The 14,175-nt window shown below is 42.3% G+C and carries 13 protein-coding genes; 5 read left to right on the forward strand and 8 right to left on the reverse strand.

What is annotated here, in order from left to right:
* Nucleotides 1–16: 16 nt before the first annotated feature.
* Both FAY30_RS22565 and FAY30_RS22570 read right to left on the reverse strand, forming a co-directional pair.
* Complete coding sequence (locus FAY30_RS22565) at nt 17–1,639, reverse strand: glutathione ABC transporter substrate-binding protein (protein ID WP_149871980.1); 1,623 nt, start codon at nt 1,637–1,639, stop codon at nt 17–19.
* Nucleotides 1,640–1,678: 39 nt separating this feature from the next.
* Complete coding sequence (locus tag FAY30_RS22570; RefSeq protein WP_149871981.1) at nt 1,679–2,689, reverse strand: asparaginase; 1,011 nt, start codon at nt 2,687–2,689, stop codon at nt 1,679–1,681.
* A gap of 144 nt (nt 2,690–2,833) precedes the next feature.
* On the opposite strand from FAY30_RS22570, the gene FAY30_RS22575 reads away from it, so the two are divergent.
* The 3 genes from FAY30_RS22575 (at nt 2,834) to FAY30_RS22585 (ending at nt 6,707) form a co-directional block, all read left to right on the forward strand.
* Nucleotides 2,834–3,652 carry a M55 family metallopeptidase gene (locus FAY30_RS22575; RefSeq protein WP_149871982.1) on the forward strand — a complete coding sequence of 273 codons (819 nt, stop codon included), beginning with the start codon at nt 2,834–2,836 and terminating at the stop codon, nt 3,650–3,652.
* 175 nt (nt 3,653–3,827) lie between these two features.
* Complete coding sequence (locus FAY30_RS22580) at nt 3,828–4,631, forward strand: extracellular solute-binding protein (protein WP_149871983.1); 804 nt, start codon at nt 3,828–3,830, stop codon at nt 4,629–4,631.
* 816 nt (nt 4,632–5,447) lie between these two features.
* Nucleotides 5,448–6,707: a LysM peptidoglycan-binding domain-containing protein gene (locus FAY30_RS22585; RefSeq protein ID WP_149871984.1), complete on the forward strand. Its 1,260-nt coding sequence runs from the start codon at nt 5,448–5,450 to the stop codon at nt 6,705–6,707.
* Nucleotides 6,708–7,010: 303 nt separating this feature from the next.
* On the opposite strand, the gene FAY30_RS22590 is transcribed toward FAY30_RS22585, so the two are convergent.
* From FAY30_RS22590 to dat, 6 genes are all read right to left on the reverse strand, one after another.
* Entirely contained in the window at nt 7,011–7,748 is a 738-nt protein-coding gene (locus tag FAY30_RS22590; protein WP_149871985.1) for an amino acid ABC transporter ATP-binding protein, read from the reverse strand.
* A 15-nt stretch (nt 7,749–7,763) separates the two neighbouring features.
* Nucleotides 7,764–8,423, reverse strand: a complete 660-nt coding sequence (locus FAY30_RS22595) for an amino acid ABC transporter permease (RefSeq protein ID WP_149871986.1) — start codon at nt 8,421–8,423, stop codon at nt 7,764–7,766.
* 253 nt (nt 8,424–8,676) lie between these two features.
* Nucleotides 8,677–9,468 carry an amino acid ABC transporter substrate-binding protein gene (locus FAY30_RS22600; RefSeq protein WP_149871987.1) on the reverse strand — a complete coding sequence of 264 codons (792 nt, stop codon included), beginning with the start codon at nt 9,466–9,468 and terminating at the stop codon, nt 8,677–8,679.
* Between the two features lie 651 nt (nt 9,469–10,119).
* Complete coding sequence (locus FAY30_RS22605) at nt 10,120–10,689, reverse strand: GNAT family N-acetyltransferase (RefSeq protein ID WP_149871988.1); 570 nt, start codon at nt 10,687–10,689, stop codon at nt 10,120–10,122.
* 74 nt (nt 10,690–10,763) lie between these two features.
* On the reverse strand, nt 10,764–11,825 hold the full coding sequence (locus tag FAY30_RS22610; protein ID WP_223820822.1) for a P1 family peptidase: 1,062 nt from the start codon (nt 11,823–11,825) through the stop codon (nt 10,764–10,766).
* Between the two features lie 40 nt (nt 11,826–11,865).
* On the reverse strand, nt 11,866–12,708 hold the full coding sequence (dat, locus tag FAY30_RS22615; RefSeq protein WP_149871989.1) for a D-amino-acid transaminase: 843 nt from the start codon (nt 12,706–12,708) through the stop codon (nt 11,866–11,868).
* A 265-nt stretch (nt 12,709–12,973) separates the two neighbouring features.
* Between dat and FAY30_RS22620 the strand changes: the two genes are divergently transcribed.
* On the forward strand, nt 12,974–13,357 hold the full coding sequence (locus FAY30_RS22620; RefSeq protein WP_149871990.1) for a hypothetical protein: 384 nt from the start codon (nt 12,974–12,976) through the stop codon (nt 13,355–13,357).
* Between the two features lie 17 nt (nt 13,358–13,374).
* Nucleotides 13,375–14,112 carry a hypothetical protein gene (locus tag FAY30_RS22625; protein ID WP_149871991.1) on the forward strand — a complete coding sequence of 246 codons (738 nt, stop codon included), beginning with the start codon at nt 13,375–13,377 and terminating at the stop codon, nt 14,110–14,112.
* Nucleotides 14,113–14,175 lie beyond the last annotated feature (63 nt).

The raw sequence follows: 14,175 nt of genomic DNA on the forward strand, positions 1-14,175 counted from the left end.
ACCGCCCACTATTTCCCTACCTTTTAATTTCTGCTTCTTTTGCACTCAGAGAACCGTCAGGCAATAAGTAAACGCCTTCCAGGTAGTTCTTTTTCCCTGCGATTGTATCTTCGACAATCAGAGGTGCCCAAGGTGCATCATCCCAAATCATTTTCTGTACGTCAGCGTAAGCTACTTTGCGCTTTTCTGGATCTGCTGTTTGTAAAGCAGCGTTAATGAGCTGATCCGCCTTTTCATTTTGGTAATAGCCTACATTATAGGATTTCGGTGGAATGGAATCTCCGGCAAGCAACGGACGAATTCCCCAATCCGCATCCCCCGTGGAAGAAGACCAGCCGCCATAATAAAGCTCGACTCCGGCATCTTTTGCTTCCTGAACGGACCAAATTTTATCCGAAAGTGTACCTGCTTCCATAGGAACTACCTCTACTTTGATGCCAACTTGACCCAATTGCTGTTGCAAAAACTCCATTGCCTTCATGGCATCTGAGTTGTTTGCTCCCCATATGGTAGTTGTAAAACCTTTTTCATAACCTGCTTCTTTCAACAGTTTTTTAGCCTCTTCCAGATCATATTGGTATGTTTTTTGCTTAGAATAGAATTGAAGGCCAGCCGGTATAATCGAATCCATTTCACTTCCAAATCCACGGTACACAACCTTTAAGAACGCTTCTTTATTAATCGCATAGTTAATCGCTTGACGTACCCTAACATCATTAAAAGGCTTCTTTGTCGAGTTCATGGTCATATAACGGGCTACAATGGAAGGTTTATTTTCTACTACAATCCCGTCTTTTCCATTGATCGCTTCCACTTGTTCGGTAGGAACAGGATAAATAAAATCAGCTTCTCCTGTTTGTAACATTGCTACGCGCGCTCCGTTTTCCGGTACAGGCTTAAACTTGATGCTATCTACCTTCGGCAAATCTTTTTCCCAGTAGTCCGGATTCTTTTCAACAGTCAAATGGTCGCTTTGATCCCACTCTGCAAATTTGAACGGGCCAGTTCCGACAGGATGCACGGATACCTCTTTCCCGTATTTCTTCAAAGCTTCGGGACTGATGATTCTCGCCGCAGGATGGGCAAAGTTATTCAGCATGGCTCCGAACGGTTCCTTTAACGTTACTCTAAAGGTGTACTCATCTACTGCTTCGGTTTTGTCAACTAGTGCAAACATGCTGTATCTTTTTAATTTATTATCTGGATTAGCTACGCGGTCGATGTTTACCTTCACGGCTTCCGCATTAAATGGGGTACCATCGTGGAACTTGATTCCCTGCTTCAATTTGAAGGTGAATACTTTTGCATCATCGCTGGCTTCATAGCTTTCCGCTAAAACAGGAACCATTTTCATATCTTTGTCGAATCCAACCAAGCCTTCGTACATCGTTGCTTGGACGGAACCGGACAACGTATCGTTCGTGTCCTGCGGATCCATGCTGACGAGGTTGTCCTTAATAGCAATAGTAAGGCTGTTTCCGTCTTTTTTCGCAAGCGGTTGTTCTTTTTGCTTTGTCACTGTTTTCGGTTTCTGGCTCTCTTCTTTTGACGAGCCAGACTGACTGGAGCAGCCTGCAAGCGCAAGGCTTAGGGCCATGAATCCAGTAAGAACGGCGGTCAGGTATTTTCTTTTTACCATTTTATTTCCCCCTAGATCATTTTTATTTACAAAAATGCCTTAGCACTTGTGTAACTGAAAGGATGGTACCATTTCACCCACATTTTCTTGGCGGGCATTCTTCAGAACAGGGCGGTAATGATGCATAACCTTGTTGAGTTTCTCTTCACTGATGAAATTAAGTTGCATCAAAGTCTCCAGGGCGACGGGATAGGCGGCTCTTCCATTTCCGTCCTCTATCTTGATCGCAATGCCGATTCCCGTTTCCCTATCCCCAATCAGGTAGACAGCTTCTGCTCCTGCTTTCCCAAATAAACGACCTTCAGTTGCTTTCATAAAATCGGTACAGAAACGGCCCGTTCCGCCTACCATCTCGGGATACTTCATCATGGCAGTTGTAATTCGATTCGCAGCCTTGGCTCTTTTTTCTCCCAAGGAATCAGGGCGGGCCATTCTAGCAAAGGCATAGGCAAACCGTTCTAATGGCAGGGCATGCACTGGTACACCGCAGCCATCGGTTCCCATTTCAATTTTTTCAATTGGATAATCAGCCACTTCGGAAATGGTTTGCAAAATTCTTTGTTGGACCGGATGGCTGGGCAGATAGTAATCTTCAAGCGTTTCCCCCATATGTTTAGCGGTCACCAGCATACCTGTATGCTTGCCGGAGCAGTTGCTATATAAAGGGGTGAGATCCTTGCCGGCTGCGATCAATTTCCTATATGTATCCTGTGAATGTGGAATATGGGTTCCACATTGTAAAGATGTGTCTTCCATTCCTGCTCGTCCAAGAATGGCCAGTACCCGATCGGTATGCTGTGCTTCTCCACTATGTGAAGCGCAACATAACGAAATGTCCGATTCACTCAGCTCATAGTGGTCTGCTGCCCCTGTTTCCACAACCGGAATGGTTTGTAAAGGCTTCACAGAAGACCTGGCATAGGTTACCCGATTGGGATCGCCAAGCGAATATAACAATTTTCCTTCCGAATTAACGACAGCTATGTGTCCGAAATGGGAGCTTTCTACCCTTCCCCCGCGGTATACATCTACTAGTTTTGAAGAATACAAATCTTTGCACCTCTCCTCTATTTTTCAGAATCTTTCGTTAATCATAATATATTATTTAACCTATTTCAACCTATTTTTTAAAAAGGGAAATACAGTAATGGTGTAGAATAATTAATAAATAGGTTCTAATAGGGGGTAATAAGTATGAGAGTTTTTATTTCTGCGGACATTGAGGGAGTAGCCGGAGTCGTTCATCGTGAGCATACCGCACGGGACGGCCGAGAACATGATCGGGCCAGAATCCTGATGACCGAAGAGGTAAACGCATGTATCGAAGGGGCCTTATCAGGAGGGGCTACAGAAATTGTTGTGAATGATTCACACGGAACGATGCGTAACCTGATCCCCGAAGCGATGCACCCAGATGCGGAGTATATCACCGGTTCTCCGAAAACACTTGCGATGATGGAAGGGATTAGTACGGAGTTTGATGCAGCTATATTTTTAGGCTATCACTCTAGGATGGGAAACGACGGTATTCTGAATCATACTTTTCACGGAGGGGTCATTCGAAATATAAAAATCAATAATAAAGAAATGGGAGAAATTGCACTGAATGCGGGAATCGCTGGGGTTTTCGGGGTGCCTGTTGTACTTGTCACCGGATGTCAGTACGCTGCCCAAGAAGCAATGGACTTCATTCCGGGAATAGAAACGGCTGTCGTTAAACGCACAATCAATCGGCAAACGGCGAAAAATTTAAGTCCACAGAAAGCGCGATGCCTGATCAAGGAAAAAACGATTGAATCGCTCTCGTGTCTTCATAAGATACAACCTGTCACAATTAAAGGTCCCTTCCAGGTCGAAGTCACTTACCTGCACCCAGGTTTGGCTGATGCAGCCGGAATTCTGCCAATCGTCGAAAGAGTGAATTCGACAACCCACCGCTTTGAAACAGATGACTATATCACTGCTTTTCGGTATATTCGTAGTCTGATTGCAATTGCGGGAGCACTGAACTGAGAACGGGGAATCCCCTTTAAAGGTGCAAAAACGCATAATCCCATCAGATCTATCCGAATTAGCCGTTCAAAAAAAGCAAGTAACCGTCCCCATGGTCTTTTTTTAATTTACTGTCAAACCGTTTTATGCCTCTGTTCGTTTCCTTTAGTGAAAACCTAAAAACGGAGGAATGAAGATGAAGAAAATTTTGTTACTTGGTGCATTCTTTTTGCTCTTATTCACGGCTGCAGGAATATCGGTATATGCGAAGATGGATCATTCGTCAGAGTCACAAAAACAAGTGAAATCCTTAAAGAACGATGGTGTGATTAAAGTATATGGGCCAGGCGGACCCCTGGGGCCAATAAAGGAATCTGCAGAAAAATTCACATCTGAAACGGGAATAAAAGTGGTGGTGACGGCTGGACCTGAATCGAATTGGCTTAACAGCGCGAAACAAGATGCAGACATCATTTATGGAGGATCAGAGTACATGCTTCGCAGTTTTATACTAAGCAACCCTGAGATGATAAATGAAAACTCACTTACAGAATTATATCCTCGTGCAGCAGGGATTATAATACGAAAAGGGAACCCAAAGAACATTCAATCCCTTGAAGATTTAACGAAGAACGGGGTAAAAATTGTAGATGTGAATGGCGCTGGGCAGCTTGGATTATGGGAGGATTTAGCAGGCAGAAAGGGACTAATTGGCGGAATCAGCCAAAATATCGATATTTCAGTAAAATCGAGTGCGGAAGCGATTGAGTTATGGAAAGCAAATGCGAAGCTCGACGCGTGGATTACCTATGAATCTTGGCATTATAGGCTGAAGGACAGCACCGAATTAGTTGAGCTGCCAGATGCAGAAAAGCTTTACAGAGGAACCCCCATTACTCTTACAACCATCACGGATAACAAAAAAGATGCCCAACGATTCATAGATTATTTAAAAACCGAGTCCTCTCACCAAATCTTTCAAAAATGGGGATGGAAATAAGCATTATATGAGTCCGCGGGGACGGTTCTCACGGTTTTTTTAAAGCCGTTTCTATTCATGATTTCAGATACGACACACAGAAACCATCAAGGGATTTCTGCATATGGACAAACTAACCATAGATTCCACGCGACTTGCTAGTGACCAGTGGAATCTATGGTTACATGGTTTCATTATTTTGGCGCATCAAAAAAGGTGGTAATGGTTTGGGCATTCTTATGGGAAGTAATATTTACTCAGATGAGATGGTTTTAATGCGCATGATCACTCCCCAAGATCCCATCGTTAGTTGAAAACCTCCCCTTCACATTCAGACACGCCTCAACGATTCTTCTCTATTTCCCCTATCAATCGAAGGTTTAATTTAAATGGCTGCAATCCTTGAAAATATACCGTTTCGCCTGCCAAACAGAAGAAAATATTGTTGAATGGTGTAATTAGATTCCATCAAATAAAAACTCCAAACCTCTATCCCGCTAATCGACATTCATTTGAGGAAATTCCAAATAGGACTTACTAATCAATCGTTTGATTAAATTAGGCATCCTACACTCATCTTCTGAAGTAACTTTTAGTCAATTTTAATCATGCTGAACTGAACACATCGCAACCAATATCCCTTCCACCAAACATGGTAATAGGCCCAACATCATCTATTTTCGACTAATTATGACAAATATGGGACATAAAATTACGCCAAGCACCGAATATTACAGAGAGAAGATATTTTTTAATAGCTGGTATATAGGAAAAACGGATGGAAGTGTCACCCATGAATGTAGACACGATAAAGAATGAATAGGAGAACTGATTATTTTGACTGAAGTTTTATGGGTAAATGGCGAGTTAACACGAAGCAGGAAAGAAACGCATGGAAAACAACAGCAAACAAAAAGTGTACCCGTTTTCACTTCGAGAATGGAAAAACGCGAATATTATCGGAGTGTGCAGTTTGATATTCGCAATGTAGTGGATGTCACAGGATTCTTAAAAGACATACGCAGAAATTGGAATACATATGTTACACAGGTTCATCAATGGCTTCAAAATAGTGCAATAAAAAAACTAATAGTGACCGGGATTTTTACCGTTGTTCTGGGCTTGTCCTCCACCGTTGCGAATGCGGCATATATTCAGGAATACACGTATCAGGTAAAAAGTGGTGAAAAAATTGAAACAATCGCTGCGGCCCATGGTGTGACAGCACAGGAAATTTTAGAAGCCAACGGGCTGACTTCCATTAACGGTAAAAAAATTCTTTTGCCAAAAGTAGAAGATAGAACGGTTACCGCCACATCACTCAATGTCCGCTCACAGCCAAACACGGCAAGCAGTGTTATTGGATCTTATAAAAAGGGCGATGTTGTCAAGGTTGCATTCATCGAAAATGGATGGGCCGGCATCCTGATTAAAGGCCGCGTTTGTTTTGTGAGTGCTGAGTATCTTTTACAAAAGCAAGCAGTGGAATCTCAAGCAAACACAATGATTGTCACTGCATCATCATTGAGAGTTAGAGAACTAGCTTCTACGAGCAGCACAGTACTAGGATCATTAAAACTAGATGACCGTGTCTCTGTGACATCCATCTCGAATGGCTGGGCTAAGATTCAGTTCAACGGCAAAGCAGCATATGTGAGTGCAGCCTATTTAACGAACAACAAGCCGGTAAATACACAAAATGAGTCAACGAACAACAGCAGCGGGGCGGTAAGTACATCTGTATATGTGATTAAAAGCGGTGATACTTTTACAAAAATCAGTAAAGCTTTGGGCGTCTCAGTCTCATCAATTCAAGCACTAAATCCAACTGTCGAGCCAACAAAGTTGAAAATTGGTCAAAAAATCAACATCCCTGTTGGAACCGCCTCTACGCCTAATCAAATTAGTGTAGTCGCTCAAATAGCAGGGATAGAACCAAACGGAAACTTCCGCTTTATCACGGCAGATGGCAGTACCTATGCCGCAAAAGCATCAGGCAACATGATCAACAAATTATTTGCACATCAAGGAAAAACAGTAACCTTAACCCTTGAAGGAAAAAGAGGCCAGCACATGACATTAATATCCCTTCAATAAAACAGGGGCATGATGCTCTTTTTACCTTTTTAATAAAGAAAGGGTTCAGTTTCGCAGCAGAAGCAGCGGGACTGAACCCTTTTAAATAAATAGCTCTGTTAAACGTGGCTGTTGATTTCCGCTACAGTCGCTTCGCTTTCCGCGGGGCGTGCGGTGAGCCTCCTCGGCGCTAAAGCGCCTGTGGGGTCTCACCTGTCCCGCTGCTCCCGCAGGAGTCTCGCGCCTTCCACTCCAATCAACAGTGGTAAAAAGTCAACAATGAACTTTAACAGAGCCAAATAAATAAGAACCGTTTCATCATAATCAACGATTCAAGAATGCTTTCGTCCGCTCGAATTGCGGGTTGGTGAAGACCTCAGAAGGATCACCGGATTCAACAATTTCGCCATTATCCATAAAGATCACCCGGTTGGCGACTTCTTTGGCGAATCCCATCTCATGGGTGACCACGATCATCGTCATGTGCTCTTCTGCCAGGTCCTTCATCACCTGCAGGACTTCGCCGGTTAACTCGGGGTCCAGTGCCGAAGTAGGCTCATCGAACAGCAGAATATCTGGATTCATCATCAAGGCTCGGCCAATGGCTACCCTTTGTTTTTGACCGCCTGATAATTGGGCCGGGTAGGCATCCGCACGGTTCGTAAGGCCGATTTTTCTAAGCAGTTCGGTACTGCGGTTCCGAATAACAGCTGCAGACTCCTTTTTCACTAACTTTGGTGCCATTTCTAAATTCTCCGTGACCGTTAAGTGCGGGAACAGATTAAAGTGCTGAAACACCATCCCCATCTTGGCGGTAATCTGCTTGATTTCCTGCGGTTTTGCATATATACCGTCCTTTACAAGATAATCATCGGAAACCCGGACACTGCCGCCATCTATTTTTTCCAGGTGAACGAGGCTCCTGAGCATCGTGCTTTTCCCCGATCCGGAGGGGCCAATCACAGCGACTACATCGTTTTTATTGACATCAAAGGTAATCTGTTTTAACACTTCCAGATCGCCATACGACTTTTTGAGATTCGAAACTTCAATGATTGCCATCTTTACACCCCCTCCTTATTCAAAGCGAAACCGTCGCTCAATCCATTTAAAGATCAGCGTTAATACAAGCGTCATCAGCAGATAAATAACACCCGCCACAGCAAAAGGAATAATCGTAAAATCACGATTTACCGCGGTTTCTGCAAAATGCAATAATTCCGGAACCGCTACCGCATAAAGCAGAGCCGTATCCTTGACCAGTGTCACCGATTCGTTTGCCACAGCCGGCAGGGCAATACGAAACATTTGCGGCATAATAATGCGCGTCGTCATCTGCCATTTGTTGAAACCGAGGACCTGTGCGGCCTCATATTGTCCTTTATCAATCGCCAACAGCCCGCCGCGGAAAATTTCAGCAAAATAGGCAGCATAATTCAGGATAAACCCAATACAAGCAGCCACAAAGCGGTCGAGCACCAAATACTCCCCGATTCCCGGAATCATCGGCAGCCCAAAACAAATCACCAATAATTGAAGCAATAGCGGTGTCCCGCGCATCACATAAATATAAGCTTGTGCCAGCCAAGATAGCGGTTTGAAGCTGCTTTTGACAGCTAACGTTAATAAAAAGCCCAACGGAATTGACACAACAATGGCAATGACAAACAGCAGAATCGTCATCTGTGCCCCTTCAAGCATCGGCTTAAGGATGGTTAGTATATAATCAAACGACATACAGGATTCCTCCTAAGAAAAGCGCAAGCGCCCTGGTCAGCGGCGTATGGCCTGGAGCTCTCCAACTGAGATAAAGGAAACACGAAGAGCCGGAGGCGATTCGATGTTGACTTATCGTAGGGCGGAGAGCGAAGGACACTAGCCGCTAGGGCGCTGGAGCTAGACAATTCTCAAAGTCCAAAAATTTTCTACTTTCTTACCTTTAAAACAAAACAGGGTCCCTTTGGAATCCTGTTTTGTTCCCTATTTATCTTTACTTTAATACTTTATCTTCGCCAAACCATTTGGTTGAAATTTCAGCTGCAGTTCCGTCTTCATTCATTTCATCCAGTGCTTTTTGCAGCTTGTTTAAAAGTTCTTCGTTTCCTTTTTTCACGCCTACACCATAATCTTCAGGTGCAAGAGATTCATCAAGCACTTTGAACGTGCCCTTTTCTTTTGACATGTAATAATCGATGACTACTTCGTCAATCACGACAGCATCTAGCCGGCCGCTTTTTAAATCATTCAAGGCCATTACATTATCGGAGAACTCCGTTACTTCTTTAATCTTTGCTTTAATTGGGTTTGCCTCCAAGGCATCCGATGCAGAAGACAGAGATTGAAGTCCGACCACTTTGCCATCTAAATCAGCCAGTTTGGATACCTTAGAATCAGCAAGCGTGACTACAACCTGAGCATTTTTTAAATATGGCTTTGTAAAAAGAACCTTTTTCTTCCGTTCATCAGTGATAGTGTAGCCGTTCCAGATAAAATCAATGCGCCCGCTGCTTAGTTCTGATTCCTTCGTTTTCCAGTTGATTGGTTGGAATTTTGGCTTCGCGCCCATCTTTTCAACCGCAGCTTTTGCATAGTCAATATCAAACCCTACAATATTATTATCCTTATCACGGAATCCCATTGGAGCAAATTTATCGTCGATGCCGATGACCAGGGTTTGATCACCCTTTTCCTTTGCCCCGGAAGTATTACTCGAGCAAGCTGTTAAAGCAGAAAATACCGCTGCAATCACTAGAACCATAGATACTAGACGTAGACGTTTCATATAAAAAAACCACCTTTATTGGATTATCAATTCGTTCATTCGCTTTAGTACGTTACCATATTATCACACTAGCACATTATAACACTATAATATTTCAAAATACAATAGCTAAATTTGGATATCTGGGACGAATAAGGAAAAACGCACTTGGAGGAAAGTGCGGAAAATATGCAACCATAATGGATTGGATTCATTTTTGATGAAAATCCGGAGCGAAATAAATTCAAAAGGGGGTATTGGTTGCATTTTTGATAAAAATCCTGAGTGAATTGAATCCAATAGAGGGTATTGGTTGCATTTTTGATAAAAATCCTGAGTGAATTGAATCTAATAGAGGGTATTGGTTGCATTTTTGATAAAAATCCTGAGTGAATTGAATCCAATAGAGGGTATTGGTTGCATTTTTGGTAAAAGTCCTGAGTGAATTGAATCCAATAGGGGGTATTGGATTCATTTTTGGTAAAAGTCCTGAGTGAATTGAATCCAATAGAGGGTATTGGATTCATTTTTGGTAAAAATCCTCGGTTTTATGAATCAAAATCCATGGAAACCTCTATGTAACCATGCACCCACTATGTCGCACTCGGCCCCAACAGCGTCGCTTTAAAAACAAACATAAAGAAAACAGAGAGGCTCGCTCCCTGTTTTACTTTAGCGGTGGTCTGACCCAGTGGCCTTTATTTTTCGATTTAAAACAGTTTCCAGTAAGCCCCAGGCTTCCTCACAGCTTGGATCTGTGATGTAAGGCTCAAATCCATAGTTCAAGTACATATTGACCGCTTGATAACTTGTCGTTTGCGATGTGAGATAGGCTTTTGAATGATGTTTCGCTAAAATATTCATGGCCGCACTGAGTAAGGGTTTTGACAATTTCTTCCCCTGATAGTCAGGCACAACACCTACCCAATGGATTCTGCCCCATATTTCTCCATCATCATTTAAGTCGCCATACCACGCTGTTGTCGTTCCAATCACTTCGCCATTTTCATTCTCGATGAAAACACATCTTCTTGTCATCTCATCTATATCGTCGCCAAATTCTTTATTGAAGCGTTCGAGTGCGGCTTCCTCATCTTTAAATTCGCCTGCACTTGTCTCAACCTTAGCCCAATGATGTTCATCGCCTTTTTCAAATAACCTCATTCGAAAACCGGGTGGTAGTTCATATTGAGGTATATCCAACAAATCTTTTCTCACCATTTTAAGTCGAATTCTCTTCATTTAGATCATCTCCTTCTAGTGATTACCTCCATGTTACATTTAGGTTTGCTAAAATTTCCAATTTTCCACGCTTTCTATGTAAATGGACAAGCATGAACAACACGCCCCATTCTGCCTTGCGTCGTTACTGCTTGTGATAAGGAGTTTAAAATCGCTTCTTCCGCAGCCTCTGCAGCTCCGGTAAAAAGTTGATTGAAAAGCGGTTGGTCTTCCCTTAACTGACTGCGTGTTTCGATTAGTTCGTTTGTAAAATGCGGAATTTTATTCGCAGTTGAAAAACCGATCACGATATCGCCGCTTCCATGGCTAAGGTGGCTTCCCGTTCGGCCAAGACCAATTCCGCATCGTTTGACTACCCTCTGCAACTGTCTGCTACTAAGCGGGGCATCTGTTGCTAAAACGATAATAATCGATCCGTCTTCTGTTTTCGATAAGGCTGAAACAGGTTCTTCCCGCAGCGGCAAATACCGCAAGCCTTGAAACTCTTCTTTTTTCCCAAAATTACTTAGTACCATACAGCCCACTGTGAATGAATGACCACCGTCCTCAACGATCCGGGAGGAAGAACCAATCCCCCCTTTATACCCGAAGCAAACCATTCCCTTCCCTGCTCCGACAGCTCCTTCCGCCGCAGCATGATTGGATGCTTTTTTAATGGCTTCCATCGCATGCTCCGGTTGAACTGGGAACTGCCGGATCGAGTTTAAATGGCTGTCACTACACTCCCCGACTACCACATTAATCGTTCCAGTTGTATCACCAATTTCGGGATTTTCCTCGAGCATATAGCTTAGGGTTCCTTGGGTAACTGCCGGAACCCCGAACGTATTCGTTAACATAATCGGTGACTCAAGAACACCCAATTCGTTCACTTGGATGAGGCCGGTTGTTTTTCCAAAACCATTTAACACATAGCTTGCGGCCGTTACTTTTTCTTTAAAAAGGTTGCCGCCATGCGGTAAGATCGCAGTTACACCTGTACATGCATAATCTTCCAAGTTTTCTAAAGGGTAATCAAGGGTAACATGGCCAACCTGAACGCCCATAACATCCGTAATACAATTTTTCTGACCGACAGGGAGCCGTCCGATGACAATCCCCCGTTCCCTCACTTTCTTAGGCTCATGATTCTCCAAAACAATTCCTCCTAAGAGCAGGTTTTTGCCCAAACCTAAACTACTTATTTTCTCCAATCAATTTTTGAAATTCCTGATACATCCTCAACGTTAAATCTCCAGGCTTTCCATCGTTGATGTCCTTGTCATCCACTTTCACAATCGGTAAAATTTCCGATGAAGTACTTGTGATAAACACTTCATTAGCTGCCAGTAAGTCATCTGGTGTGAACATTTTTTCAATGAAAGGTATTCCTAAAGAGTGCGTAACTTTTTCAACGGCCATCCGTGTGATCCCCGATAAAATCTGCTTCGATAGCGGGGTTGTGTAGACTGCCCCGTCTTTAATCATATACACATTCGAGCTCGTTCCTTCGGTGACATAGCCATCTTTTACGAGGATCGCTTCAAAGCAGCCGCGTTCATGCGCAGTTTGCTTTGCCAAAATATTGGGCAGAAGATTTAACGATTTAATATAACAATTAGCCCACCGCTCATCTGCATGGAAAATCGCCGTCACACCGTTTTCTCTTAAAGATTTTTCAATCATTCTTGCCGGCCTGACGGTCATGGAAACGGACAAAGGCGCTTGTGGAAAAAGATGCTTTCGTACGGCAATTCCTCTGGTAATTTGTAAATACACATCACAATCTAGTAAGTTCGATTTTTGGACGCATTCCAAAATCAGGGCTTTAAACTCTTCCGGAGATTTTTCCATTTGTAATTTAATGGCCCCTGCACTTGTGATTAGCCGCTGCAAATGTTCGTCCAGCATAAAAGGTTTTCCATTATACACGCGGATTACCTCATACACACCATCGCCAAATTGATGTCCCCTTTCATCAATTGGAACGACTGGTTGATCCAGTTGGATATATTCTCCGTTAAAATAACCAATGCTCATACTTTCTAACCTCCTGATGGTTAATCATAGCTTAATTTTCCGACAAATATCGGGGCGGGCCAGTGGTACCACTACAATGTTACACCAATGACAACTGATTTGTCCCCAGGAATCGGAATGAAAATCTTGTTGCTTACACAATAGGTATTTCTCCAAAGGGGACTATTAATCCCCTTAAATAAGATAATTAGTTATTTTATAGTTGACTTTTTGCGCCATTACAAGGTAGTATATGGATACAAGTTTTTTAAGGAGCGATGTTTTGATGAAAGAAATCAAAAAAGAATGGTCGGTCAAATTAGCCCTTTTTGAAAGTGAGTATACTACCTTACAAGATCTTGCATCCGAAATTGATATAACCGTAAAAAAATTGGTAAACAAATCCATTAAACTGGCATTAAAAGATTATGAGAAGAAACACCATATCAAAAGATCGAGCCAAATAAGATATGTCGAAGATACTGAGTTGAGAACATATAGCTTTAAAATCAAAGAAAAGCATTATGAAAAACTAAAGGGCATTTCCGACTCATTGGAAATGAATGTGAAAGAAATAGTCAAATGTATTTTATCCTATTACCCAAATGTAGTGGTGAAGGCGGTTGAGGCGGCAGAAGAGGCAGCATTGGAGGAATATTATTTAAAATAAAGGAGGATGGATGAAAAATGAACAAATTACAAACGAAGCGCTTTACAAACGTGTTGAATGAAACAATCCTGCACATAAAGCCGAGGAGCAAAATTGACCTAGATATTGTTGAAAGGTTTAAGCGTATTGTTACAGAAGTTGAATTCTGTGTTCATCCTACTCCTGGCAAAGAGTACTTGCCATTGCAGCAATTTAGAATCTTAATGGACAAAATAATCAATGTGATCCATTTACGGGATATGGGGGAATTATATCAAGAATATCTTCATGCCGTTGATGAAAGTGATTTTTTGAGAAAGGGTAGAACGTTTTTATCACGGGAAAGAATGAACTCGGAACGCCTGATTCATCGTGAGAAATTCAATAGACCCCGGGTTGAAAACCTGATCCAACATCTAAATAACCACATGGAACAGAAATTTTATAGGTTGCCTCCCTTGGACACCGGCTTACATAAAGCCAAGTTTTCCCTATTTGAATATCAATTAGGATGGATAAGCAACGATAGCAGTATGGTCATTCATGATTGTGAAATGACTTATAAACAGAAAAATGGTAAAACAACATTGTTGGAAATAGAGCAAATCGTATTATTCTTCGTATCAAATTTGTTTATCCCTTATTGTAAAGATCACAAGAACAAAGAATATCTAAAAACCATTCATAAAAAATGCAAAAACGATTTAATTCAATCTAAATCTTTAAAGAAAAAACAGTTAAAACACTACAAAAAGGAATTACGTGGGGCTGTTTAAAAGGGCCATAGGAAGGGCCATAGGGACGGTTATCATGCTTCACTTAAAAACGCTAGAAAAACC

This window comes from Bacillus sp. S3, assembly GCF_005154805.1.
GTDB lineage: Bacteria > Bacillota > Bacilli > Bacillales > Cytobacillaceae > Neobacillus.